Source organism: Blastococcus sp. CT_GayMR20, assembly GCF_004570345.1.
The window spans coordinates 25,585-48,893 of sequence record NZ_SPQM01000012.1 but is presented as its reverse complement, the minus strand read 5'-3'; the positions used below and the strand labels follow the sequence as shown (position 1 = coordinate 48,893).

Annotated in this window: 22 protein-coding genes, 1 pseudogene and 1 riboswitch; of the genes and pseudogenes, 10 read left to right on the top strand and 13 right to left on the bottom strand. The window is 72.5% G+C overall.

Going from position 1 to position 23,309, the window contains the following annotated elements; all coding sequences use genetic code 11:
• Positions 1-35: 35 nt before the first annotated feature.
• Positions 36-2,573, bottom strand: coding sequence for a DEAD/DEAH box helicase (locus E4P40_RS05295; RefSeq protein WP_135157850.1), 2,538 nt, complete (start codon positions 2,571-2,573; stop codon positions 36-38).
• Between the two features lie 163 nt (positions 2,574-2,736).
• Here E4P40_RS05295 and E4P40_RS29290 point away from each other — a divergent pair, with 163 nt between their 5' ends.
• Both E4P40_RS29290 and E4P40_RS05290 read left to right on the top strand, forming a co-directional pair.
• Positions 2,737-2,865 (top strand): hypothetical protein, encoded by a 129-nt coding sequence (locus tag E4P40_RS29290; protein WP_280790575.1) that lies wholly within the window; start codon positions 2,737-2,739, stop codon positions 2,863-2,865.
• An 82-nt stretch (positions 2,866-2,947) separates the two neighbouring features.
• On the top strand, positions 2,948-3,805 hold the full coding sequence (locus E4P40_RS05290; protein WP_135157849.1) for a glucose 1-dehydrogenase: 858 nt from the start codon (positions 2,948-2,950) through the stop codon (positions 3,803-3,805).
• A 31-nt stretch (positions 3,806-3,836) separates the two neighbouring features.
• Here E4P40_RS05290 and mmuM read toward each other — a convergent pair whose 3' ends face one another.
• Positions 3,837-4,733 carry a homocysteine S-methyltransferase gene (gene mmuM, locus E4P40_RS05285; RefSeq protein ID WP_135157847.1) on the bottom strand — a complete coding sequence of 299 codons (897 nt, stop codon included), beginning with the start codon at positions 4,731-4,733 and terminating at the stop codon, positions 3,837-3,839.
• A gap of 32 nt (positions 4,734-4,765) precedes the next feature.
• Here mmuM and yidD point away from each other — a divergent pair, with 32 nt between their 5' ends.
• Positions 4,766-5,275 carry a membrane protein insertion efficiency factor YidD gene (yidD, locus tag E4P40_RS05280; protein WP_135157845.1) on the top strand — a complete coding sequence of 170 codons (510 nt, stop codon included), beginning with the start codon at positions 4,766-4,768 and terminating at the stop codon, positions 5,273-5,275.
• Here the strand turns inward: yidD and E4P40_RS05275 are convergent.
• Entirely contained in the window at positions 5,259-5,573 is a 315-nt protein-coding gene (locus tag E4P40_RS05275) for a multidrug efflux SMR transporter (protein ID WP_209305196.1), read from the bottom strand. The genes yidD and E4P40_RS05275 overlap by 17 nt on opposite strands.
• 11 nt (positions 5,574-5,584) lie before the next feature.
• A riboswitch (guanidine-III (ykkC-III) riboswitch) is annotated at positions 5,585-5,649 on the bottom strand.
• Between the two features lie 84 nt (positions 5,650-5,733).
• Here E4P40_RS05275 and arfB point away from each other — a divergent pair.
• Entirely contained in the window at positions 5,734-6,174 is a 441-nt protein-coding gene (arfB, locus tag E4P40_RS05270; RefSeq protein ID WP_135157843.1) for an alternative ribosome rescue aminoacyl-tRNA hydrolase ArfB, read from the top strand.
• A 720-nt stretch (positions 6,175-6,894) separates the two neighbouring features.
• Positions 6,895-7,713 (top strand): hypothetical protein, encoded by an 819-nt coding sequence (locus tag E4P40_RS05265; protein ID WP_135157841.1) that lies wholly within the window; start codon positions 6,895-6,897, stop codon positions 7,711-7,713.
• A 151-nt stretch (positions 7,714-7,864) separates the two neighbouring features.
• Here the strand turns inward: E4P40_RS05265 and E4P40_RS05260 are convergent, their stop codons facing one another.
• From E4P40_RS05260 to E4P40_RS05250, 3 genes are all read right to left on the bottom strand, one after another.
• A complete protein-coding gene (locus tag E4P40_RS05260) occupies positions 7,865-9,100 on the bottom strand; it encodes an RNA polymerase sigma factor (RefSeq protein WP_135157839.1) in 1,236 nt (411 codons plus the stop codon).
• Positions 9,097-9,450: a YciI family protein gene (locus tag E4P40_RS05255; protein ID WP_135157837.1), complete on the bottom strand. Its 354-nt coding sequence runs from the start codon at positions 9,448-9,450 to the stop codon at positions 9,097-9,099. Before E4P40_RS05255 ends, E4P40_RS05260 begins: the two co-directional genes overlap by 4 nt.
• 93 nt (positions 9,451-9,543) lie before the next feature.
• A complete protein-coding gene (locus tag E4P40_RS05250; RefSeq protein ID WP_135157836.1) occupies positions 9,544-10,194 on the bottom strand; it encodes an N-acetyltransferase in 651 nt (216 codons plus the stop codon).
• A gap of 180 nt (positions 10,195-10,374) precedes the next feature.
• Between E4P40_RS05250 and E4P40_RS05245 the strand changes: the two genes are divergently transcribed.
• Genes E4P40_RS05245 through E4P40_RS05235 form a run of 3 tightly spaced genes read left to right on the top strand, consistent with a single transcriptional unit; the run spans position 10,375 to position 15,835 of the window.
• Positions 10,375-12,963: a molybdopterin oxidoreductase family protein gene (locus E4P40_RS05245; RefSeq protein WP_135157834.1), complete on the top strand. Its 2,589-nt coding sequence runs from the start codon at positions 10,375-10,377 to the stop codon at positions 12,961-12,963.
• The gene (gene nirB / locus E4P40_RS05240; RefSeq protein WP_135157832.1) at positions 12,960-15,491 is read left to right on the top strand and encodes a nitrite reductase large subunit NirB; all 2,532 of its coding nucleotides are present in this window, start codon (positions 12,960-12,962) and stop codon (positions 15,489-15,491) included. Before E4P40_RS05245 ends, nirB begins: the two co-directional genes overlap by 4 nt.
• Entirely contained in the window at positions 15,488-15,835 is a 348-nt protein-coding gene (locus E4P40_RS05235; RefSeq protein WP_135157830.1) for a Rieske (2Fe-2S) protein, read from the top strand. The genes nirB and E4P40_RS05235 overlap by 4 nt, the downstream gene beginning before the upstream one ends.
• 4 nt (positions 15,836-15,839) lie before the next feature.
• Here the strand turns inward: E4P40_RS05235 and E4P40_RS05230 are convergent, their stop codons facing one another.
• The 5 genes from E4P40_RS05230 to E4P40_RS05210 all read right to left on the bottom strand — a co-directional run bounded on the left by E4P40_RS05230 (position 15,840) and on the right by E4P40_RS05210 (position 19,361).
• Positions 15,840-16,037 (bottom strand): hypothetical protein, encoded by a 198-nt coding sequence (locus tag E4P40_RS05230; protein WP_135157828.1) that lies wholly within the window; start codon positions 16,035-16,037, stop codon positions 15,840-15,842.
• 107 nt (positions 16,038-16,144) lie between these two features.
• Complete coding sequence (locus E4P40_RS05225) at positions 16,145-17,584, bottom strand: hypothetical protein (RefSeq protein ID WP_135157826.1); 1,440 nt, start codon at positions 17,582-17,584, stop codon at positions 16,145-16,147.
• The gene (locus E4P40_RS05220; protein ID WP_135157824.1) at positions 17,584-18,093 is read right to left on the bottom strand and encodes a SigE family RNA polymerase sigma factor; all 510 of its coding nucleotides are present in this window, start codon (positions 18,091-18,093) and stop codon (positions 17,584-17,586) included. The genes E4P40_RS05225 and E4P40_RS05220 overlap by 1 nt, the downstream gene beginning before the upstream one ends.
• Positions 18,094-18,171: 78 nt before the next feature.
• A complete protein-coding gene (locus E4P40_RS05215; RefSeq protein ID WP_135157822.1) occupies positions 18,172-18,564 on the bottom strand; it encodes a hypothetical protein in 393 nt (130 codons plus the stop codon).
• A gap of 8 nt (positions 18,565-18,572) precedes the next feature.
• The gene (locus tag E4P40_RS05210; RefSeq protein WP_135157820.1) at positions 18,573-19,361 is read right to left on the bottom strand and encodes a hypothetical protein; all 789 of its coding nucleotides are present in this window, start codon (positions 19,359-19,361) and stop codon (positions 18,573-18,575) included.
• Between the two features lie 147 nt (positions 19,362-19,508).
• On the opposite strand from E4P40_RS05210, the gene E4P40_RS05205 reads away from it, so the two are divergent.
• Both E4P40_RS05205 and E4P40_RS28805 read left to right on the top strand, forming a co-directional pair.
• Positions 19,509-20,915 carry a nitrate/nitrite transporter gene (locus tag E4P40_RS05205; protein ID WP_135157818.1) on the top strand — a complete coding sequence of 469 codons (1,407 nt, stop codon included), beginning with the start codon at positions 19,509-19,511 and terminating at the stop codon, positions 20,913-20,915.
• 76 nt (positions 20,916-20,991) lie between these two features.
• A pseudogene (locus E4P40_RS28805) lies at positions 20,992-21,483 on the top strand (GNAT family N-acetyltransferase); the annotation flags it as partial.
• Positions 21,484-21,586: 103 nt separating this feature from the next.
• On the opposite strand, the gene E4P40_RS05195 reads toward E4P40_RS28805, so the two are convergent.
• Complete coding sequence (locus tag E4P40_RS05195; protein WP_135157816.1) at positions 21,587-22,096, bottom strand: flavodoxin domain-containing protein; 510 nt, start codon at positions 22,094-22,096, stop codon at positions 21,587-21,589.
• A gap of 85 nt (positions 22,097-22,181) precedes the next feature.
• A complete protein-coding gene (locus E4P40_RS05190; RefSeq protein ID WP_245160145.1) occupies positions 22,182-23,297 on the bottom strand; it encodes a uroporphyrinogen-III synthase in 1,116 nt (371 codons plus the stop codon).
• Positions 23,298-23,309: the final 12 nt, after the last annotated feature.

The following is a 23,309-nucleotide window of genomic DNA, read 5'->3' as shown; positions in this document are numbered from 1 at the left end:
GGACACAATCCGGTGACGCGCCGGACGACGCGCCGCTAGTCCTTGCGGCCGGCGTCCACCAGCCGGAGAACCGCGGTGCCCTCCTCGTCGGAGGCGTCGAGATCCACCTCGACGTCGAGCCCCCAGTCGTGGTCGCCGGCCGGGTCGTCGAGGATCTGCCGGACCCGCCACAGCCGCTTGTCGCTCTTGTCGACGACGAGGAGCGCCGGACCGCGGGCGTCCGCTCCGGTGCGCACCTCGTCGTGGTCGGAGAAGTAGCCCCGGACGACCTCCTCCCAGCGGTCGGCGTCCCAGCCGGAGTCGCCGTCGAGCTCGCCCAGGTCGTACCAGCGGCGGCGGGCGAACAGCTCGACCCGGCGGAACAGCGCGTTGCGCACCATCGCGGTGAACGCCCGCTCGTTGCCGGTGAGCGGCCGGGGCCGCGCGGGCACGGACACGGGCAGGTCGAGCGGCTGGTCGGGTGAGGTGAGCTGCTCCCACTCGTCGAGCAGCGACGAGTCGACCTGACGGACCAGCTCGCCGAGCCACTCGACGACGTCGGTGACCTCCTCGGTGCGCGCCGACGCCGGGACGCCGGACCGCAGCGCCTTGAAGGCATCGGAGAGGTAGCGCAGCACGGCGCCCTCGGCGCGGGTCAGCCCGTAGGTGTTCACGACCTCGCGGAAGGTGAACGCCCGCTCCCACATCTCCCGGACGACGGACTTCGGCGACAGCTGCCCGTCGGCGGCCCACGGGTTCGACTGCCGGTAGACCTCGAAGGCGTGCCCGAGCAGCTCGTCGAGCGGCTTGGGGTAGCTGACCTCCTCGAGCAGCTCCATCCGCTCGTCGTACTCGATGCCCTCGGCCTTCATCTGGGCGACGGCCTCGCCCTTCGCCTTGTTCAGCTGGGCGGCGAGGATCTGGCGGGGGTCGTCCAGCGTCGCCTCGATGACGCTGACCACGTCGACGGCGTAGGTCTCCGAGGCCGGGTCGAGCAGGTCGATCGCCGCCAGCGCGAACGTCGACAGCGGCTGGTTGAGGGCGAAGTCCGGCGGCAGGTCGAGAGTCAGGTCGTAGCGCCGTCCGTCCGGCTCGGGCTCCGGCAGCCGCTCCAGGACGCCGGCCTGCAGCAGCGACCGGGCGATGCCGATCGCCTCCCGGATGTGCTGGAGCTGCTTCTTCCGCGGCTCGTGGTTCTCGGTCAGCAGCCGGCGCATGGCGACGACGGGGTCACCGGGCCGGTCGACGACGTCGAGGATCATCGACGTGGACACCCGCATGTTGCTGGTCAGCTTCTCGGGCTCCCCTTCGACCAGCCGGTTCATCGTCGACTCGCTCCACGGCACCATGCCGTCGGGGACCTTCTTGCGCACCAGCTTGCGGCGCTTCTTCGGATCGTCGGCGACCTTCGCGAACTGCTTGAGGTTCTCCACCTCGTGCTCCGGCGCCTGGACGACGACGGTCCCGGCGGTGTCGTAGCCCGCGCGCCCGGCCCGGCCGGCGATCTGGTGGAACTCGCGCACCTGCAGCAGCCGCGTGCGGGTGCCGTCGTACTTCGACAGCGCGGAGAAGACGACGGTGCGGATCGGCACGTTGATGCCGACGCCGAGGGTGTCGGTGCCGCAGATGACCTTGAGCAGGCCGGCCTGCGCCAGCTGCTCCACCAGCCGCCGGTACTTGGGCAGCATCCCGGCGTGGTGGACGCCGATGCCGTGGCGGACCAGCCGCGACAGCGTCGTCCCGAAGGCGGAGGAGAACCGGAAGCCGCCGATCATCTCGGCGATCGCCGCCTTCTCCTCCTTCGAGCAGACGTTGACGCTCATCAGCGCCTGCGCCCGCTCCAGCGCCGATGCCTGGGTGAAGTGGACGACGTAGACCGGCGCCTGCTGGGTGTCGAGCAGGTCCTGGATCGTCTCGTGCATCGGCGTCGTCGCGTAGTAGTGGTGCAGCGGCACCGGGCGCTCGGCGTTGGCCACCAGGGCGGTGGGCCGGCCGGTGCGCCGCGTGAGGTCCTCGCGCAGGAACGTGACGTCGCCGAGCGTGGCGCTCATCAGCAGGAACTGCGCCTTCGGCAGCTCGAGCAGCGGCACCTGCCAGGCCCAGCCGCGGTCGGGGTCGCCGTAGAAGTGGAACTCGTCCATCACGACGAGTCCGATGTCGGCGTCGGCGCCCTCGCGCAGCGCGATGTTGGCCAGCACCTCGGCGGTGCAGGCGATGATCGGGGCGTCGTGGTTGACGGCCGCGTCGCCGGTGAGCATGCCGACGTTGGCCGCGCCGAAGATCCCGCACAGGGCGAAGAACTTCTCGCTGACCAGCGCCTTGATGGGAGCGGTGTAGTAGCTGCGCCGGCCGGCCGCCAGAGCCGCGTACTGCGCACCCGTGGCGACGAGCGACTTGCCGGAGCCGGTCGGGGTGGCGAGGACGACGTTCGCCCCGCTGACCAGCTCGATCAGCGCCTCCTCCTGCGCGGGGTACAGCACCGTGCCGTTCGACTCGGCCCATGCGGCGAAGGATGCGAAGAGCTCGTCGGCGTCGGCCCCCTGCGTCCGGAGGGTGGCGAGGTCGGCGGCGTCGTCGAGCAGGGGAGTGGACATCGTGGGCACCAGCGTGCCCCACAACTCCGGGCCTTCCGCGCCTCAGCCCCACCCGCGCCTCCATTGCGATCGATCACGATCCGGTAACGCCTGCTCAGTCGTCGCGTCGAAGTGGCCGATGATGGAACGGAAGGTGAACGGCAGGTGAACGGAGGGATGAGCGATGCGCGCGAAGAACTGCCCGGAGTGCCACTGGGTGTTCGTCGTCGATGCCGCGGGTCGGCGTCACCTCGAGATGCGGTGGCAACCGCTGGTCGGAGCGTCGCAGGCGAAGGCCGCGCGAGCCGCCTGATCCGGGCGCCCATCGGGTTCCGGGGCTGGGAGGACGGGTAGCGGTCGGCGAGACAGCCGACCGCACCCGCCTGGAGGAGCCCGTGTCCGAGCCCCGCCCCGACAGTCAGCCCGCCCAGCAGCAGGAGCCGCCCGGCGTCCTGGGCGAGATGACCCCGAAGCCCGATCACGGCGAGGAGAGCTACCGCGGCTCGGGAAAGCTCACGGGGAAGGCGGCCGTCATCACCGGTGGCGACAGCGGAATCGGCCGGGCCGTCGCGATCGCGTTCGCCCGGGAGGGGGCCGACGTCCTCATCTCGTACCTGAACGAGCACGAGGACGCGAAGGACACCGCGAAGTACGTCGAGGAGGCCGGCCGCAGGTGCGTGCTGGTGCCCGGCGACATCTCCGACCGCGCGCACTGCAAGACGATCGTCCCGAAGGCCGTCGAGGAGTTCGGCAAGGTCGACATCCTGGTCAACAACGCCGCCTACCAGATGAACCACGACAGCCTCGACGAGGTCACCGACGAGGAGTGGGACTACACGGTCGCGGTGAACCTGAGCGCGATGTTCACGCTGACCAAGGACGCGATCCCGCACATGCCACCGGGCGGCGCGATCATCAACTCGTCGTCGGTGAACTCCGACATGCCGAGCCCGAACCTGGCGCCGTACGCGATGACGAAGGCCGGGATCGCGAACTTCACGGCGAGCATGGCGCAGATGTACGCGGACAAGGGCATCCGGGCCAACAGCGTCGCGCCGGGCCCGATCTGGACGCCGCTCATCCCGGCCACCATGCCTCCGGAGAAGGTGGAGAGCTTCGGCGAGCAGGTGCCGCTGGCCCGCGCCGGGCAGCCGGCCGAGCTCGCGCCGGTCTACGTGCTGCTGGCGAGCGACGAGGCGTCCTACGTCTCCGGCGCGCGGGTCGCGGTCACCGGCGGCAACCCGATCCTCTAGCGCCCGAGGTGCCCTCTCCGGAGATGGCCCCTCAGGGCAGGGCGGCGGCGATGGCGGCGATGTGCTCGGGGCGGACCCGGCAGCAGCCGCCCACGAGCCGGGCGCCGGCTGCCACCCAGGCGGGGACGTCGTCCGCCGAGATCCCGGGCGACCCGGTCCAGCCTCGCGCGGCGGCGTCCCAGATCTCGCCGCTGTTCGGGTAGACGACGATCGGCTTGCCGGCTACGGCCGCCGCAGTGACCGTCGGGCCGATCGCGGCCGGCGCGGTGCAGTTGACCCCGACCGCGATCACCTCGGGGACACCGGCCACCAGCGCGTACACCTCCTCGGCCGGTTCCCCGCGCCGGGTGCGGGGGACGCCGTCGGCGCCGAGCACCGTGGTCAGGGAGAGCCAGATGGGCACCCCGATGTCCACTGCCTCCGCCACCAGCGCCCCGGCCTCGGCTGCGGCGGGCACCGTCTCGCAGGCGAGGACGTCGGCGCCCGCACCGGCCAGGGCCTCCATCCGCGGCCGGTGGAAGGCGCGCAGCGCGCGGACGTCCATCTCGTCCACGTAGCCGCCGGTGTACTCCGAGCCGTCGGCGAGCATCGCGCCGTACGGCCCGACCGACCCGGCCACCCAGCCGTCGCCCTGCCCTTCCCGAGCGAGGACCACCGACCGCTCGATCAGCGACTCGGCCTCGCGCCAGGTGGCTCCCATGGCCACGAACCCCTCGAAGCTCGCCTGGTAGCTGGCCGTCGTCGCCACCTGGGCGCCGGCCGCCGCGAACGCGGCGTGGGCGGCCACGATCGCCGCCGGGTCGTCGCGCAGCAGCCGCGCCGACCAGAGCGCCGACCCGACGTCCGAGCCCCGCGCCTCGAGCTCGGTGGACAGCCCGCCGTCCAGGACGACGGGGCCGGTGAGCAACGCATCAGCGAGGGAGGGCATGCCGACGATCCTCCCGCGGTACTGCGGTACCCATGGTGTTCATCTGGAGCAGTGGCTGGGGTCCGCGGCGGCGCCGTCCCCGGCGCCGAGGTGGCTACGGCCCCGGGTATCCGCCGCACTACGGCGCCGGCTACGGCCCACCGGCCGGCTATGCCTACGGACGGCGCAACGACAGCTGCCTGCGGGATCTGCTGCTGCTGAACACCGGCTGCTGCCTGGCCAACATGCTCGGCTGCGGCACCGACTCGTTCCTGCTCGCGCCGTCGACGGTCCGCGAGGTGCGGCGCACCGGCACGGGGGAGCGGGGCACCCCCCTGGTCGACCGGATGATCGCCGCGGTCCGCGTCTACCAGCGGGAGATCAGTCCGAAGCGGCCGCCGTGCTGCCACTTCACACCGACCTGCTCTGCGTACGCCGTCGAGGCGCTGGAGCGGCACGGTGCCGGACGCGGCGCCTGGCTGACCGTCCGGCGGCTGGTCCGCTGCCGGCCGGGCGCCATGGGGGGCGCCGATCCGGTGCCGGCCGCTAGTGCGTCAGCTTGAGGCCGATGACGCACCCGACGATGCCCGCGAGCAGCAGCACCCGGACGACGGTCACCGGCTCATGTCCCGACCACATGGCGTAGGCCGCGGTCAGGACGGCGCCGATGCCGACCCAGACGGCGTAGGCGGTGCCGACGGGCAGGCCGCGCATGGCGTAGGCCAGCCCGGCCATGCTGGCGGCCAGGGACACCGCGAACACGGCGGTCGGCGCGAGGCGGGTGAAGTTCTCCGACCGGCCGAGGGCAGTGGCCCAGACGGCCTCGAGGACACCGGAGAGGATGAGGACGAGCCAGTACACGGGGTACTCCTGGAACGCCGTCTTGTCGCTGTCCGGGTACGGCGTACTCGTCCGGGAGTCCGGTTGCAGACCCGCTCCCAGGTTGTCACAGCGGGGGGGCCGGCGGGTGGTGAGACCGGCCACCAGCCCTGGACGCACCGGGCTCGGTCAGACTGAGTCCGTGCCCGGACCCGACGACGCCTCCGGTGACCTCGTGGTCACCGGCTCCGTCGTCGTGCCCGCATCGGCGTTGAGCTGGCGGTTCTCCCGGTCCTCTGGGCCCGGCGGGCAGGGCGTCAACACCGCCGACTCCCGCGTCGAGCTGTCGCTCGCGCCGCTGGAAATCCCCGGCCTGAGCGAGCACCAGCAGCAGCGCCTGGCCGCCCGCCTGGGCGGCCGGCTGGTCGACGGCGTCCTGACGATCGCCGCGAGCGAGCACCGTCAGCAGCTGCGCAACCGGCAGGCCGCCCGCGAGCGGCTCGCCGCCGTCCTCCGTGCCGCCCTCGCCCCGCCACCCCCGAACCGGCGCCGGACGAAGCCGACCCGGGGCTCGCAGGAGCGGCGGATCGAGGCGAAGAAGCAGCGCGGCCAGCTGAAGAAGCAGCGCCGCACCTGGGATTAGCCGAGGGGGCCGCGTTCGTCGCCCACGAGGCGTCGCGGTGTGGGTACCCAGCCGTTCGTCGACCGAGGACGATCGGAAGGGCCGCGCGTACACGAAATCTCCCTACGGTCCACCATGCGTCTCCCTGCACAGATGGCGGAGGTGCGCTGTGCATCCTCGGTTTCGGACATTCTTGGTCTTTCTCGCAGCCCTGTGCGTCGGGTTGGGTGTTGGCTCGTGCAGCAGCAGCGGAGGTCCTGGGAGCCCTCCACCTGCAGACGGGGGTGCGGGCGGGCCGGAGGAGGAGGCCGGCGTTCCGCCTCTCCAGGACGACGACGGAGGTGCGGGCGGGCCCGTGGAGGAAGAGGGGGTTCCGATGCCCCTGACAGGGCTTCCGCTGTGGCTCGACTGTGGCGGGCGGGCCGCCGTGCCGAGGATGCCGGACGGGCAGCCCTGTGCCGCCGGGCGAGCTGATCAGGACCTTGCGCCTTCTGCGGAGGGGGCCGCGGGCCGCCCCGCGGGAGAACAGGAAGTGCGCGGCACATCGGCCGCGTCTTTCGGCGGCTGCCTCGACGACCTGTGGATCGCCAGATCCGTTTTCGACGATTCATGCGCAGCGGCATGACCGCGGCACCGTTGCGCCCCAGACGCCGGGCGCCTGTTGCAACACGACGACGCTCGGCTCAGAATCCCCTCCCAGCGAGCACCCGGACGGGCCCCGATGGCTCGGTGCAGCAATACGTGGAGCTGATCGCCGGCTTCGCCGGAGCCGCCAGCCTGTTCGGTGCGCTGTTGTTCTACTTCGGTTGGACCAGGGCGGCGGCGACGTTTCGCTATTTCGGCATCGAGATCGGGCTTCTCGACCTGTCGTTCACAGATCTCCTGCTCCGGAGCGTCCGGTCGACGTACTTCCCGCTTCTCCTGATCGCTGTGCTCGGCCTCGGCGCGGTTCTATTGCACCGCCGGGTGATCAACTCCGCGCACGCTCCTGTTCTCGGAGGCGGCCTGGTGGTCGTCGGAGCGGTTGGTCTGCTCGTCGGTCTGATCGCGAACGCGGGTGTCGTGACGTTCCGAACAGCGTGGCCGACGGTGCCCGCGATCCTTCTCGGAGGTGCCCTGGCTTGCGTCTACGGTGCGGCGCTGCGGACCAAGAGCACCGGGACCGATCCCATTCCGAGGACAGCCCGGCTGCTCGTTGCCGGCATACTCCTGCTCCTGGTGTTCTGGCTCGTGTCCAGCTACGCCAACTTCCGCGGGACGACGAATGCGATCGCGATCGTCCGCGACCTCGCCGCGCGCCCCAGCGTGATTCTGCTAAGCGAGCGGGAACTGCACCTGCGGGGCTCGGGCCTCACCGTCCAGACCATTGACGGCGACGATTCGGCATACCGGTTCTGCTACGGCGGACTGCGGTACCTGATCCGGTCCGATAGCCAGCATTTCCTCCTGCCGGAGCACTGGGAGCGTGGCCGCGACGCCGTGGTCGTGATCGAAGACGATGTTTCGATACGGTTCGAGTACCTGGCCTCCACGGATCCGACTTTCTGTCCTGCGGAGTGAGCGCCAGGCTGGCGCTCACGCCCCATTGCTGACTTTGCACACTCCAAGTCGGCGTGTCGGCGGCGTCGATCGGCTCCTACCATTGGGGGCCGCTGGCGGAGCATTGGGTGGAGTGAACCCGACGGACGTCATCAGCAGGCCGGCCTTCGCATTAGTGATCGAGCGCATCACGGCGGGCCCGGAGGTAAGCCCGCTCCGGCTCGTTCTGCGTCAGCGACATCGCCGTCCGGTAGGCCTCCGCGGCCTCGGCCGGCCGGCCCAGGCGCCGGAGCAGGTCGGCGCGGACGGCGTGGAACAGGTGGGAACGGCCGAGACCGAGCCGGTCGACCAGCGCGAGCCCGGCCGCCGGTCCCGACACCTCGGCCACGGCGACGGCCCGGTGCAGCTCCACGACCTGGCTCGGAGCGACGACCATCAGCTGGTCGTAGAGCGCGACGATCTGGGCCCAGTCCGTGGCGGCCGTCGACGGGGCATCGCTGTGGACGGCGTTGATCGCCGCCTGGATCTGGTACGCCCCGGGCCGGTTCCGCCGCAGGCAGCGCCGGACGAGCTCCTGACCCTCGGCGATCAGCGACCGGTCCCAGCGGGAACGGTCCTGGTCGGCCAGCAGCACCAGGCCGCCCTCGGGACCGGTGCGCGCCGCCCGGCGCGACTCCGTCAGCAGCATCAGCGCGAGCAGGCCCGTCACCTCCGGCTCGTCGGGCATCAGCTCCGCCAGCAGCCGGCCGAGCCGGATGGCCTCCGCGCACAGGTCGTCGCGGACCAGCCGCTCGCCGGACGTCGCGTCGTGCCCCTCGGTGAAGACCAGGTACACCACCGCGAGGACGGCGCCCAGGCGGTCGGGCAGCTCCGCCTCCGTCGGCACCCGGTAGGGGATGCGGGCGTCGCGGATCTTGGCCTTCGCGCGCACCAGCCGTTGCGCCATCGTCGCCTCGGGCACGAGGAAGGCCGCCGCGATCTCCGCCGTCGTCAGGCCGCCGATCAGCCGGAGCGTCAGGGCCACCTGAGCCGCGGTCGACAGCGACGGGTGGCAGCAGGTGAACACCATCCTCAGCCGGTCGTCGCGCACGGCGGACTCCTCGAGCGGCTCGTCGGGTGCCAGCAGCAGCGCGGCCTGCGCGTGCCGGTCGGCGCGGGTCGACTCGCGGCGGAGCCGGTCGATCGCGCGGTTGCGGGCGGTCGTGATGATCCAGCCGGGCGGGCTCGGCGGGACACCGTCGACCGGCCAGCGCCGCACCGCGGTGAGGAAGGCCTCCTGCACCGCCTCCTCGGCCGCGTCGATGTCACCGAGGAGGCGGGTGAGGACGGCGACCGCCCGGCCGTAGCTGTCCCGGAAGACGCGCTCGACCTCCGCCGCGGCCGTGGGCACCACGCGCCCCGCCGTCATCCCGCGGTGTCGTAGAACGGGCGCACCTCGATCGGGATCGTGGTGGCCCGGACCAGCTTGCGGCCCCACTCCAACGCGGCGTCGAGGTCAGGGACGTCGATCACCGAGAGCCCTCCGACGTGCTCCTTGCCCTCGACGAACGGCCCGTCGGTCAGCAGCACCTCGTCGCCCCGGGGCCGGAGCGTGGTGGCGGTGCCCGGCGGATGCAGACCGCCGCCGAACACCCAAACGCCGGCATCCTGCATCTCCTGGTGGAGGGCGTCGACGTCCTTCATGATCTGGTCCAGCTGGCCGGGCGCGAGGCCGGGTCCCGTGCTCGGCTCGACCACGGTCATCAGATAGCGCGGCATCTCGTTCCTCCTGGGGTCGGCGCCGGCCCCTCGCCGGCTGCTCATCCCCTGTACGAACGGGCTCCGCCCGGATCGACAGGTCGCGGAAATCTCTCAGCGGGGGAGAGGCTGCCGCACCAGGACCCACAGCGGCAGCTCGTCGTCCGTCGTCCGGGTCGTCTCGGTGACCTCGAAGCCGAAGCCGCGCAGGAAACGGACGTTGGACCAGGAGAAGACGGCGGCCGCGGCGAGTGTGCCCTCGACGTCGCAGCGGACGAGGACCGGCGCCAGCACGGCCGCGGCGAGACCCCGTCGCCGGGACGACGGCCGGACGCCGAGGTGGCGCAGCCACCAGTGCGGCGCGCTCGGGCGGTGCCGGTCGACCAGGGCATCGGTGTCGCGGACGGGGCCGATCCGGTGCCCGGACAGGTAGGGGAGCTCGGCGGACAGGGCGGCCCGGACGTCGTCCGGCACCGGAGCGGTGCCGGCAGGCGGTTCCCAGACCGCGACGGCGTCGACGTCATCGGTGACCCACGCCGAGCGCGTGGCGACGCCGCGGTGGCCGGCGTCGAGCTCGTGCAGGCGGGTGAGCCGCTGCATGCGCCCGTCGTCGGGCAGGGCCCATCGGGTCCAGCGCGAGTCGGCCAGGGCGACGGTCAGCGTGGCGGCGATCCGGGGGACGTCGCGCTGCTCGGCGAGCCGGACGTCCGGGCCCTCCTCGTCCGGGGAGTCGATCCGCTGGACGGTGGGACGGCGCGAGGTCACGCCCCCATTCGACCACCGCAGCCAGAATCGCGATTTCGGCACCGTCCCGAAGGGGCCGAAACCGCCATTTCGGCACCGCCAGGGACCGCACAACTGCCTGCCGGACGCCGTGAGGTCGATGGAACTCAGCGTTGACGCCGGTGTCGAGGATGGGAAACGACGGCGACAGACCCTCGACGCATGCCCGCAGCCGTGTCTCCCGAGTCGCCCGTGCGGGGCGCCGGCACGTCGCGGACGACGCTGACCCACTGCCCGTACTGCTCCCTCCAGTGCGGCATGAAGGTCACCGCCGGCGCCCGCCCGGCCACCCTCCTCCCCGCCGACTTCCCGACGAACAAGGGCGGCCTGTGCTGCAAGGGCTGGTCCTCCACGGAGCTGCTCGACCACCCGGAGCGGCTGCTGCGCCCCCTCGTCCGGGCCGTGGACGGCGACCGCACCAGCCCGCTCGTCGAGGCGACCTGGGACGACGCCCTCGGCCGGCTGGTCGACGCGATCGAGCGCACCCAGGCCCGCTACGGCCGCGACGCGGTCGGCTGCTTCGGTGGCGGGTCGCTGACCAACGAGCAGGCGTACCAGTTCGGCAAGTTCGCCCGGGTCGCCCTGCGCACCAGCGCCATCGACTACAACGGCCGCTTCTGCATGTCCTCGGCCGCGGGTGCGGCCAACCGCGCGTTCGGGCTCGACCGCGGCATGCCGTTCCCGCTCAGCGACATCGCCGGGGCCGACGCCGTCGTCCTGGTCGGCAGCAACCCGGCCGACACGATGCCGCCGGCCATGCAGTACTTCGACGAGGGCCGGACCCGCGGCGCCCAGCACGTCGTCGTCGACCCCCGACGCACGAACACCGCCAAGAACGCCGAGCTGCACCTCCAGCCGCTGCCCGGCACCGACCTCGCACTGGCCAACGGGCTGCTGCACATCGCGATCGCCGAGGGGCTCGTCGACGAGGAGTACGTCGCGGCCCGCACGACCGGCTTCGACGACGTGAAGGCGGGCGTCGCCGCGTACTGGCCCGATCGCGTCGAGCGGCTCACCGGCGTCCCCGTGGAGTACCAGCGCCGCACCGTCTTCGCCCTCGCCCGGGCGGAGAAGGCGATCGTCCTGACCGCGCGCGGTGCCGAGCAGCACCGCAGCGGCACCGACACCGCCCAGGCCTGGATCAACCTGGCGCTGGCGCTCGGTCTCCCGGGCCGGCCGGGGAGCGGCTGGGGCACGGTCACCGGCCAGGGCAACGGGCAGGGTGGCCGCGAGCACGGTCAGAAGGCCGACCAGCTGCCCGGCTACCGGTCGTTGAGGGATCCCGCCGCCCGCTCCCACGTCGCGGCGGTCTGGGGCGTCGACCCCGACGACCTGCCGATGCCGGGGAAGAGCGCCTTCGAGCTGCTCGACGCACTCGGCACGGACGGCGGGGTCCGGACCCTGCTGGTGCTGGCGAGCAACGTCGCGGTGTCCGCCCCCGACGCCCGGCGGGTGATCAGCCGGCTGGCGGATCTCGACTTCCTCGCCGTCAGCGACTTCTTCCTCTCCGAGACCGCCGAGCTCGCCGACGTCGTCCTGCCCAGCGCCATGTGGGCGGAGGAGGACGGCACGATGACCAACCTCGAGGGCCGGGTGATCCGCCGCCGCAGGGCGCTGGACCCGCCGGCCGGCGTCCCCGACGACCTGCAGCTCCTGGCCACGCTGGCCGACCGGCTCGGCAGGGGGCAGCACTTCAGCGGCGACCCGGAGACGGTGTTCGAGGAGCTCCGCCGGGCCAGCGCCGGTGGAGCGGCGGACTACTCGGGGATCAGCTACCACCGGATCGACGACGAGCAGGGTGTCTTCTGGCCGTGCCCGTCGGCCACCCACCCCGGCACGCCACGGCTCTTCACCGAACGCTTCCCCACCCCCGACGGGCGGGCCCGCTTCCTGCGCGTGGAGCACGTCGACGCCCACGAGCCGACCGACGCCGACTTCCCCTACGTCCTGACCACCGGCCGGGTGCTCGCCCAGTACCAGTCCGGCACCCAGACCCGCCGCACCCGAAGCCTGCAGATGGTCGCCCCCACTCCCCGCGCGGAGCTGCACCCCGACCTCGCGCGCCGGCTCGGCATCGCCCCGGACGACGTCGTCGAGCTGACCACCCGCCGCGGCAGGGCCCGCTTCCACGCGCAGGTGACCGACGCCATCCGGCCCGACGTCGTGTTCGCGCCCTTCCACTGGGGCGGCGGCTCCAGCGCCAACGCCCTCACCGACGCCGACGCGCTCGACCCGACGTCGAAGATGCCCGCCTTCAAGGTCTGCGCGGTCGCCGTCGCCCGCGTCGACGGACCCGCGGAGCTGATCGCCCCACCGGCGACCGCGGGCCTGCCGCAACCGACGGCCCACCAGCAACCCACCGCCCCCGAGCCCCGCACCCCGTCCCGGAAGAGGAGCACCCGCGTGAAGAGCAGCCCACGCTTCCTGCAAGGAGTCTTTCCGATCGCCGGCGAGGGGCTGGCCAAGCCCGGCCCGATCGACCCTGCCCTGAAGTACACGGTGCCTCAGGGTGCCTCCGCCCAGGCGCTGTACTTCCGCGGCGGCAATTCCACCGGCGAGCTGGTCTACGTCCTGCTGGTGCGCGACGGCGAGCCGATGCGCTGGTTCCCGATCGGCGCGAAGGGCGACGTCCACGTGCCCCTGCGGGTGGTGGAGGACCTGCCCGGCGGGACCGTCGTCGAGCTGCACGCCGCGGCCCCCGAGGGCGTCAGCGGCGAGATCGTGATCGACCTCGGGCTGGTCGAGGTATGACAGCCGTTCTCGGGGGCCGCCCCGAAGGCCTCACGTCCCTGCACCTCGACGACGACCAGTTCGACACCCGCTCCCGCCTCGTGGTGGTGGGCAACGGCATGGCCGGCGCACGCTTCGTCGAGGAGGTGCTGGAGCGCGGCGGCGGCGAGCAGTTCCGGATCACCGTGTTCGGCGACGAGCCGCACGGCAACTACAACCGGATCATGCTCTCGCCGGTCCTCGCCGGTGAGTCCGCCGAGGACGACATCGTCCTCAACAGCCACGAGTGGTACTCCGACAACGGGGTCACGCTGCGGGCCGGCGTCCGGGCCGACCGCATCGACACCGCCGCCAAGGTCGTCCACTGCGACGACGGCTCCGTCACGCCCTACGACCACCTGGTGCTGGCCACCGGCAGCTACTCGTTCATCCCGCCCATGAAGGGCGTCCGTACCGAGGACGGCGACCTGCTGGCCGGCGTCTACGGCTTCCGGACCATCGACGAGACCCGCGCGATGCTCGACGCCGTCGGGCGCTGCAGGAAGGCCGTCGTCATGGGCGGCGGCCTCCTCGGCCTCGAGGCCGCCCGTGCGCTGCAGGGCCACGGCCTGCACGTCGAGCTGGTGCACGCCATGCCCTACCTGATGAACATGCAGCTCGACCCCGAAGCGGGGGCGATCCTCAAGAAGAGCGTGGAGTCCCTCGGTATCGCCGTCCACCTCGACGTCCTCGCCACCGAGGTGATCGGCGGTGACCGCGTGCGCGGCGTCGGCCTGGCCGACGGAAGGCAGATCGAGGCCGACCTCCTGGTCGTCGCGGCCGGCGTGCGGCCCAGCACCGACATCGGCGTGCGGTCGGGGCTCGAGGTGGAGCGCGGCATCGTCGTCGACGACCAGCTGCGCACCGACGACCCCGACGTCTACGCGATCGGCGAGTGCGCGCAGCACCGCGGCGAGGTCTACGGCCTGGTCGCCCCCGCGTGGGAGCACGCGAAGGTGCTGGCCGACGTGCTCACCGGCACCGACCCCGACGCGGAGTACCACGGCAGCCGGACGGCGACGAAGCTCAAGGTGGCCGGCGTCGACGTCGCCGTCATGGGGATCAACACCCCCGAACGGGACGACGACGAGTTCCTGGTGATCTCCGAGCCCCGGCGCGGCGTGCACCTCTCCGTCGTCATCCGCGACGACAAGCTCGTGGGTGCGACCCTGCTCGGCGACACCCGCAAGGTCGCCTTCCTGACCCAGGCGTTCGACCGCGGCGCGCCACTGCCGGAGGAACGCATCCGGCTGCTCGTCGATCTCTCCGACGGTGCCGAGGAGGTCGGTGTCGCCGAGATGCCGCACGACTCGCAGGTCTGCAACTGCAACGGGGTGTCCAAGGGTGACATCTGCGGCGCGGTGTCGGGCGGTTGCTCGAGCGTCGGCGAGGTCATGGACCGCACCCGCGCCGGCAAGGGCTGCGGCTCCTGCACGTCGCTGGTCAAGCAGATCGTCGAGTGGGCCGCCGACGGCGAGCTGACCGAGGACCCGTCGGCGAGCTGGTACGTCCCCGGCATCCCGATGGCCAAGCCCGAGCTCATGGCGGCGATCCGCGAGCAGGACCTGCGCAGCGTGTCCGCCGTCTTCGCGGCCCTCGCCCCGGGCGGTGTCGACGACGCGAAGTCGAAGATGGGCCTGACGTCGCTGCTGAAGATGCTCTGGGGGCGCGACCTCGTCCCGGAGAAGGACGGCGAGTTCATCAACGACCGTGTCCACGCCAACATCCAGCGCGATGGCACGTTCTCCGTCGTCCCGCAGATGAAGGGCGGCGTGACCACCCCGGCGCAGCTGCGGAGGATCGCCGACGTCGCGGAGAAGTACGAGGTGCCGATGGTCAAGGTGACGGGCGGCCAGCGGATCGACCTGCTCGGCGTCCGCAAGGAGGACCTGCCGGCCATGTGGGAGGACCTGGGCATGCCGTCCGGGTACGCCTACGGCAAGAGCTTCCGCACGGTGAAGACGTGCGTCGGATCGGACTTCTGCCGCTTCGGTCTCGGCGACTCGACCCAGCTCGGCATCGACCTCGAGACCCGGTTCCAGGGCATCGAGAGCCCGGCCAAGATGAAGCTCGCCGTCGTCGGCTGTCCGCGCAACTGCGCGGAGGCCTACGTGAAGGACGTCGGGGTCGTTGCCGTGGGCAACGGCAAGTGGGAGGTGTACGTCGGCGGCGCCGCCGGGGCCAGCGTCCGCAAGGGGGACCTGCTCGCGACCGTCGATTCACCGGAGGCCGTGCTCGAGCTGACCGGCCGGTTCCTGCAGTACTACCGCGAGAACGCGAACTGGCTCGAGCGCACCTACGACTTCGTGCCGCGGGTGGGGCTGGAGAAGATCCAGCAGGTGCTGCTCGAGAACAGTGAGGGGATCTGCGCCGACCTCGACGCCGGCATGCAGCGCTCGATCGACGCCTACACCGACCCCTGGGGCCAGGACGCCAAGCAGCCCGCGACCCCGGGCCAGTTCCGGCCCTCGCTTCCCCTGATCGCTCTCCCGAAGGTGCCGGTCCGATGAGCGTCACCGACCTGACGACGACGACCGCGACATCCGCGGGTCCGAAGGCCCACATGGTCGGCATGGTGGACGACGTCCCGCTGGGGGAGGGGCGGGCGTTCGCGGTCGCCGGGACCCAGGTGGCGATCTTCCGGCTGCGCGACGGGTCGCTGCACGCGACGCAGGCGGCCTGCCCGCATGCCGGGGGACCGCTCGCCGACGGCCTGACCGACGTCAACGTGCTGGTCTGCCCCTTGCACCAGTACGCCTACCGCTGGTCCGACGGTGCCTCGACGAACGGCGGCGGCCCGATCCGGACGTACCCGGTGCGCGAACGCGACGGCTACCTCGTCGTCGAGGTCTGACGCGTCAGGACGAGGGGTCCCACTCCGGTTCGGCGTCGGGCGCCGGCTCGTCCGGAGGCGGGAGCAGCGGCGGGGGGACGACGAGCGGCCGCCGGCGCCGGCGCGGACCCGCCGGGCGCCGTCCCTGGTCGGCCTCCTCGGCCAGCTGCCGGGCGGCGATCAGGGACGCGCTCTCCGACTGCCGGCCGTCCCCACCACGCACTGCAGGCTCCTCTCGTCGGCCGCTACCTGTAGAGACGCGCCGGCGGCCGGAAAGGGACACACCCGTCGGACACGATCCGGTAACGATTCCGGCCGGCACGGACGGCGTCAGTCGCCCCAGTCGACCTGACCCATCGGCGCGCGGTCGTCGATCATCTCGCCGTCGGCGCCGATGACCGCGACGGACGCAAGGTCCGCCGGGATCGGCACCACGGCGACGCCGTCGACCAGGGGGTAGCTCGCGATCGGCTCCCCGCGGTCGTCGAGGGCCCGAGCCGTGGTTGCTCCGGCCGGTGCCACGACGACGAGGTTGTCCGTGGGTGCATTCTCCGCACCGTCGGCCGAGCCGCAGCGGAGCACCACCACCATCTCGTCGACCGGGGTGTCCGACGGCCGGATCTCCGAGCCGCACGTGCCCGCGCTCACCTGGCCGGCGTTGTCGCGACCGAGAGCCCCCGTGAGGTAGACGCCCCAGTCGTCGTACTGGGCTGCCAGGACGGTTACCCGCGCGCCGCCGGACGCGGTCGGCAGGTCTCCTGCCCACAGCACCGTGAAGTCGAAGATCTCGGCCCACACGCCGAGATGGGAGATGAGCGTGTCGATCGCCGATGCCACGGCGGCGTCGCCCGGTGCGGGTGGTGGTGCCGGCCGCAGCCGGGCGAGGTCGACCCGGGGCGGGACGAAGTCAGGGCGCGGCTCGGTCTCCGGTAGGCCCGTGAACTCGGTGCCGCCCCGCACGACGCGGTACCGCAGTGCCCGGTTGATAGACGCGTCGACCTGCCCTGCGCCGCCGGAGGCGACCCCGTCCACCGTGTCGATCGGTCCGAACTCGCGGAAGATCTCGCCGTCGGGTGTGAACTGCCGGCTCCAGGAGTCCTCGACCTGGTCGCCGGGTGCGCCTACCACGATCCAGTGGCTCACCCTCGATGAGCGGTACGGCTCCGTATGCGCCAGGACGGCGGCCGGCTCGTCGGCGTCGACCATGCGTGGCTCGCCGTACACCCTCATGTCCTCGGCCGCCGCATCCCGTGGACCGGTGAACCACGCGATCGCGACCGAGTCGAGCCGGTCGAGGTCGCGCCGACCGTCGCCGTCGTCGTCCGGGGGAAGTGGGGCACGGGGATCCGCGCCGGCCACGAGCACCCACCGCGCCCGGGGGCTCTCGCCCGCGAACACCACGTGCCGGGTGTCCAGGGGTGGCTCGGGCACGTCCGCGCCGGCGGGTCCGTCCGTCCACGGCAGCCGGCGGACGCCGTCGACGAAGAAGGCCTCGTCGGAGAGGTTCCCGCGGGTCGGTGTGGTGTAGACGGCGGACGACGGAGCCGGAGCGGCGGGCCCGGAGTCCTGTCCGGTCCGTGACACCACGACCGGCACGGCCACGACGATCACGGCGACCGCGGCGGCCACCGCGCCCAGGGCACGCTCCCGCCTCCGCCGGGCGAGGTGCCGCTCGACGACCGCGGCGGTCAGTTCCTCGGGGTCGTGCAGCGGCGGGGACGTGCGCGTGGCGATGAACCCCAGGCGCTCGCGCAGCTCGGTCTCCTCCATCACCACCGCTCCTCCCGGACGACCGCCGGGGCAGGAACGGACGCGCGGAGCCGCGCCAGACCGCGGGCGGTCTGCGTGTTGACCGCGCTGGCCGAGCAGCCCATGAGCTCGGCCGTGCGCAGTTCGGACAGGTCCTCGTAGAACCTGAGCACGATCGCGGTCCGCATCCTCGGCGGGAGCGCACGCAGTGCCCGCCGGAGCTCCTCGTCCTCGGGCTCGAGCGCTGGATGGGGGTCGGCGAGATCCGGCAGGGTGTCCATGACCTGCTCGGTGGAGGACAACCGGCGCCGCCAGCTGGTGTGCGTGGTGACCAGTGCCCGTCGCACGTACGCCGATGGCGGACCGGACCGGGTGATCCGTCCCCAGTGCCGGTAGCACTTCATCAACGCCGTCTGCACGAGGTCCTCCGCCTGTCCGCGGTCACCGGCGAGCAGGACCGCCAGGCGCAGGAGCCCCGCCTGCTCCGCGGACACGAAGTCCGTGAAGCTCTGGTTCTCCTGGGTGCGCACGGAGGCCCCTTCCGCGGGTTCCTGCCTCCTACACGCGGTGGGAGCCTCCGGAGACCCACACGGGGGAGCGTCCTCCGGTCATGCCGGGACCGGCACCATCACGCTCGCCGCGTGGGGGCCGCCGCACTCCTCGGTACCGCCGATCCGGCGCCAGTCGAGGTCGGCGGCCAGCTGCGCGAGCTCGGTGCCGTCGGGGCCGAGCACCGTGAGGACGACGGAGTCGGGAGCAGTCATGTCCATCTGCACGACCGTGGAGCTGCCCGTCAGGGGCACCGACAGCTCGTCGTCCACCAGGAGGGTGCCGCCGTCGACGGGCGGCCAGTCGTCCGCCAGGCCCACGGTCAGCGTGTTCGACCAGCCGATCGCCGGGCAGACGGTGGTCGCGCCTGCCGCACAGGCCGAGAACGCCAGCGCGGTGGCGACCGCGAACGCGCCCAGCGCGATCCAGGCGCGGGCCGGGTCGTCGTCCATGGCGGAGGTCAGGAGCGGGGGAGCCCGAGGTCGGCCAGCGCCTCGGTCACGGCGTCCTCGTGCAGCAGGTCGAGCACCAGCAGCCGGTGCAGGAGCACACCGCGACGGGTCAGCCGCAGGTCGGCGGGCCGCAGCCGGGGCAGGGTCGCGGCCGGCCGGACCGGGGCCACCGGCGGCTCGAGCAGGCCGGCGCGCTGCAGCCCCGCGACGTCCTCCCGTGCGCCCCAGGCCGTCCAGGCCCGCGGCTCGGGCTCCAGCGGCGCCATCGGCAACGGGACGCGGTCCCGACGGCCGACGCCGGCCAGCAGTGCCAGCTGCCGCCAGCTCAGCGCCCCGGCGAGCCGCAGCGCCGTGTCGATCAGGTCGGCGTCCAGGTCGGGGGACACGGCGGCCTCGGCGAGGAGGTAGCCGAGATGCCGGACCCGTCGCTCGTCGGTGGACCGACGGGCCGCCGCGACGACCGCCTCCGCGAGCTCCTCGGCGACCGGGCGCAGCCCGGCCCGCTCGGCGAAGAACCCGTCGCGCCGGGCGGTCCGGCCGGCGCGGTGCACTGTCGCCGCGTACTCGATCGCGAAGGCGAGCACCGCGCCCGCTCGCACCCGCTCACGCTCGACCGGAACGGCCGCTGCCTCGGTCGCCACCGTCCGCAGGGAGGCTGCGAAGCGCCCGCTCACCTGCACGACGGCGGACCCGGGGTCGAAGACGACTGTGGCCGCGGCGCGGCTCATCGACCCGGCGACGGGACTGCCGCCCTCGATGAGGGCGCGGCCCGTCGCGAGGTCCTCGGATGCGGTCACGCAGTGATCTTCGTCGGTTCCGGGGGAGAGCTGCACACCGGCGGCCCGATCCCTCACCACTGGGGGTCAGCCGCGGTGAGGGAAACGGAACACGAGTTCAGCAGCAGGGCGACGCCGGGGAAACGGGGGATTGCAACCGTCGTCGTCATGGCCGCCCCCACCCGTCCCGATCTCGCCGGCGCCCCCCCGAACACGGTCGCCGCTCCTCCCACTCCGCCACCGAGCAGGGGAAGGGGCAGGTGGATCGACGACTGGCGTCCCGAGGACGCCCGGTTCTGGGAGGGCACCGGCAAGAAGGTCGCCCGCCGCAACCTCTTCTTCTCGATCTTCTCCGAGCACATCGGCTTCTCGATCTGGAGCCTGTGGTCGGTGCTCGTGCTCTTCCTCCCGGAGGCGGTCTACGGCTTCGACCCGTCGCAGAAGTTCCTGCTGACGACGCTGCCGACCGCTCTCGGGGCGTTCGTCCGGCTGCCCTACACGTTCGCTGTGGCGAAGTTCGGCGGACGGAACTGGACGGTCGTCAGCGCCGCGCTCCTGCTCGTGCCGACCGTCGCCATCGCGATCGTCCTGGAGCCGGGTGTCTCGTTCACGACCCTGCTGGTCGTCTCGTGCCTAGCCGGTGTCGGCGGTGGCAACTTCGCCAGCTCCATGGCCAACATCAACGCCTTCTATCCCGACCGCCTGAAGGGCTGGGCGCTCGGTCTCAACGCCGGAGGCGGCAACCTCGGCGTCCCCGTCGTCCAGCTCGTGGGTCTCCTCGTCCTCGCCACGGTCGGGGTGGAGCACCCGCGGGTGGTCCTGCTGGTCTACATCCCGCTGATCGTGCTCGCCGCCGTCGGCGCCGCGCTGGTCATGGACAACCTGACGGCGGCGAGGAACCAGCCGAAGGCCATGCGGGAGGCGACCCGCGAGACGCACACGTGGATCATGTCGTTCCTCTACATCGGGACCTTCGGCTCGTTCATCGGCTTCGGTTTCGCCTTCGGGCAGGTGCTGCAGAACCAGTTCACCGAGTCCTTCGCCACGCCGCTCGCCGCCGCGTCGCTCACCTGGCTCGGGCCGCTGCTGGGCTCGCTGATCCGGCCCGTCGGCGGCACGCTCGCCGACCGGTTCGGCGGTGCCCGGATCACCTTCTGGAACTTCATCGCCATGGCGCTGGGGGCGGCCGTCGTGTGGACGGCGAGCCAGCTGGAGTCGTTGCCGTTGTTCGTCGTCGGCTTCGTGCTGCTGTTCGTGCTCAGCGGCATCGGCAACGGCTCGACCTACAAGATGATCCCGGCGATCTTCCGGTCACAGGCGCTGCAGACCGTCGCCGCGGGCGGCGACCCGGTGGCCGCGGAGCGCAAGGCCCTCCGGATGTCCGGCGCCCTCATCGGGATCGCCGGCGCGATCGGCGCGTTCGGCGGCGTGCTGGTCAACCTCGCGTTCCGCCAGTCGTTCATGACGACGGGCACCGGTGACTCCGCCTACCTGGTGTTCATCGCGTTCTACGTCGTCTGCGTCGCCGTCACCTGGGTCGTCTACCTGCGGCCCCAGGCCGTCCACACAGTATGAAAGGACCCCGTGCCCCCCACCGCTCGCACGCTCGCGGCGGGCCCCTGCAGGGGGCCGACGGTGCCACGATCGCCGCATGAGGATCGAGGTGCGGCCGGCGAGCAGCTTCGACGACGTGGCGACGATGGTCGGACCGAAGCGGCCCGAGTCCAGCGTGTGCTGGTGCCTGAGCTACCGGATCCCGTCCAAAGAGAACCTGGCGCTGCAGGGTCCGGCGCGGGCGGAGCGCGTCCGGCAGCTGGTGCAGGAGGACCCGCCGCCCGGAGTGCTCGCCTACGACGGCGACGAGGTGGTGGGCTGGGCCGGGATCCATCCGCGCGCCGACACGACCTTCGCCCGCAACCGCAAGATCCCGCGGATCGACGACCTCGACGTGTGGTCGCTGTGGTGCGTCCGGGTGCGGCCGGGGCACCGAGGATCCGGGATCGCCCATCACCTGGTCGACGGGGCCGTGGCGTTCGCGCGGACCCGTGGCGCGCCCGCTGTCGAGGGGTACCCGGTGGACAACGACGGCAGGAAGGTCGACCTCACGATGGCCTACGTCGGAACCCGGAGACTCTTCGAGCGGGCCGGGTTCGTGAAAGCGGCCGACACGGAATCGGTGATCAACGGCTTTCCGCGCGTGCTCATGCGGCTCGACCTGCGCTGCTCGCTCGAGGCTCGGGCCCGTCCTACGAGGACCGGACGCTGCGGCTCTCAGCCAGCTCCCGGGCGATCTCCTCGCCCCATGCGTCGATCGCCGCCCAGTCGCGGAAGTCGCCGGCGCGGCCACCGCGCATGCGGAAGGTCAGCCGCTGGAGCAGGGGCAGGTCGGTCGGGTTCAGGGCGCCGAGGAAGAAGCGGTGGTCACGCACCTCGATCAGGCGGTGGATGTCGTCCAGTTGCCGGGCGTCGTACGGGCCGTCGTCGCCGTGGCCGAGCCAGCCGACGCTGAAGGTCCAGACGGGGTGCCCGGCGAGGGCAGGTGCGTTGCGGTGGCAGAAGTCGACCGCTTCCTTCTCCCACTTCCAGGAGTAGACGGGGCTGCCCAGGACGACGCCCTGGAAGCGGCCTACCTCTTCGCGACCCAGCAGCGGATCCATGTGGACGTCCAGACCGTGGGTGCGCAGCCGGCCGGCGATCCGTTCGGCCACCCCGCGGGTTGCTCCGGCCCTGCTCGCGTAGGCCACCAGCACGGTCATGGCAGCTCCCCTCGTCGGCTCCGCGGTCGTCGGCGCTCAATGTGGACCGTCGGGCACGCCGCCTCAAGGGATCGCAGCACGGTCCTCAGAGCTTGAGGCGGTAACCCCGTTTGACGACGGTCTCGACCACCGGCGCCCCGAGCGCGGCACGGAGCCGGGTCACCGCCATCTCGACGGCGTGGCCGTCGCCGCCGCCGGGGAGCGCGTCGATCAGTTCGGGCCTGGGGACGACGTTCCCGGGACGACGGGCCAGCTCGCGCAGCACCGTCATGGGTCCCGGCGCCAGCTCGACGACCCGGCCGTCGAGGACGGCGGCGTGCCCGCGCACCTGCAGCGTGTGCGGGCCGACCTCGAGCACGGGGTCCCGCTCGGGCAGGCGGGCGACGACCTCGCGGGCGAGTGCGCCGAGACGGGCGCGCTCGGGCTGGGAGCTCGGGATGCCGGCGGCGTCCAGGGGGCCGGCCGTGACCGGTCCGACGGCGATCGCCAGCACCCGGTCGTTCAGCGCCGCCACCAGCTCGCTCGTGAGCCCGAGCTCGTCGGCGACCGAGAGCAGGCTCGCCGCCGCGGGAGCGCTGGTGAACGTCACCGCGTCCACGCCTCCGGCCACGATGGTCGCGACCAGCTTGCGCACCGGGGCGACGTCCTCGGGCAGCACCCAGCGGTAGACCGGAACGGTCAGGACGTCGGCACCGGCGGCGCGCAGGCCGGCGACCAGCTCGGGCAGCGGGTCCCCGTGCAGCTGGACGGCGATCCGTCGTCCCTCGAGCGGACCTTCGGCACCGGACAGCAGGTGGGACAGGACCTCGACCGAGGACTCCGACTCCGGCGACCAGGCGTCGACCAGGCCGCCGCCGCGGATCGCGCCGCGCGCCTTCGGGCCCCGGGCGAGTACCCGGGCCGAGCTCAGGTGCTCGACGAGCGGGAGGTCCCAGGCGTCGGCGGCCTCCAGCCAGCCGCGGAAGCCGACCCCGGTGGTCGCGATCACCAGGTCGACCGGCTGGGCGAGCACCTCCTTCGTCGCCGCCACCAGTTCGGCGTCGTCGGACAGCGGCACGATGCGGATGGCCGGGGCGTAGACCACGCGGGCGCCGCGGCGGTCCAGCAGGGCGCCGAGCTCCTCCTTCCGGCGCGCGGCCGTCACCGCGACCGTGTAGCCGGCCAGCGGCAGGAGGTCCGTCTCTCGAGCGGTCTCGGTCACGGAACCATGGTG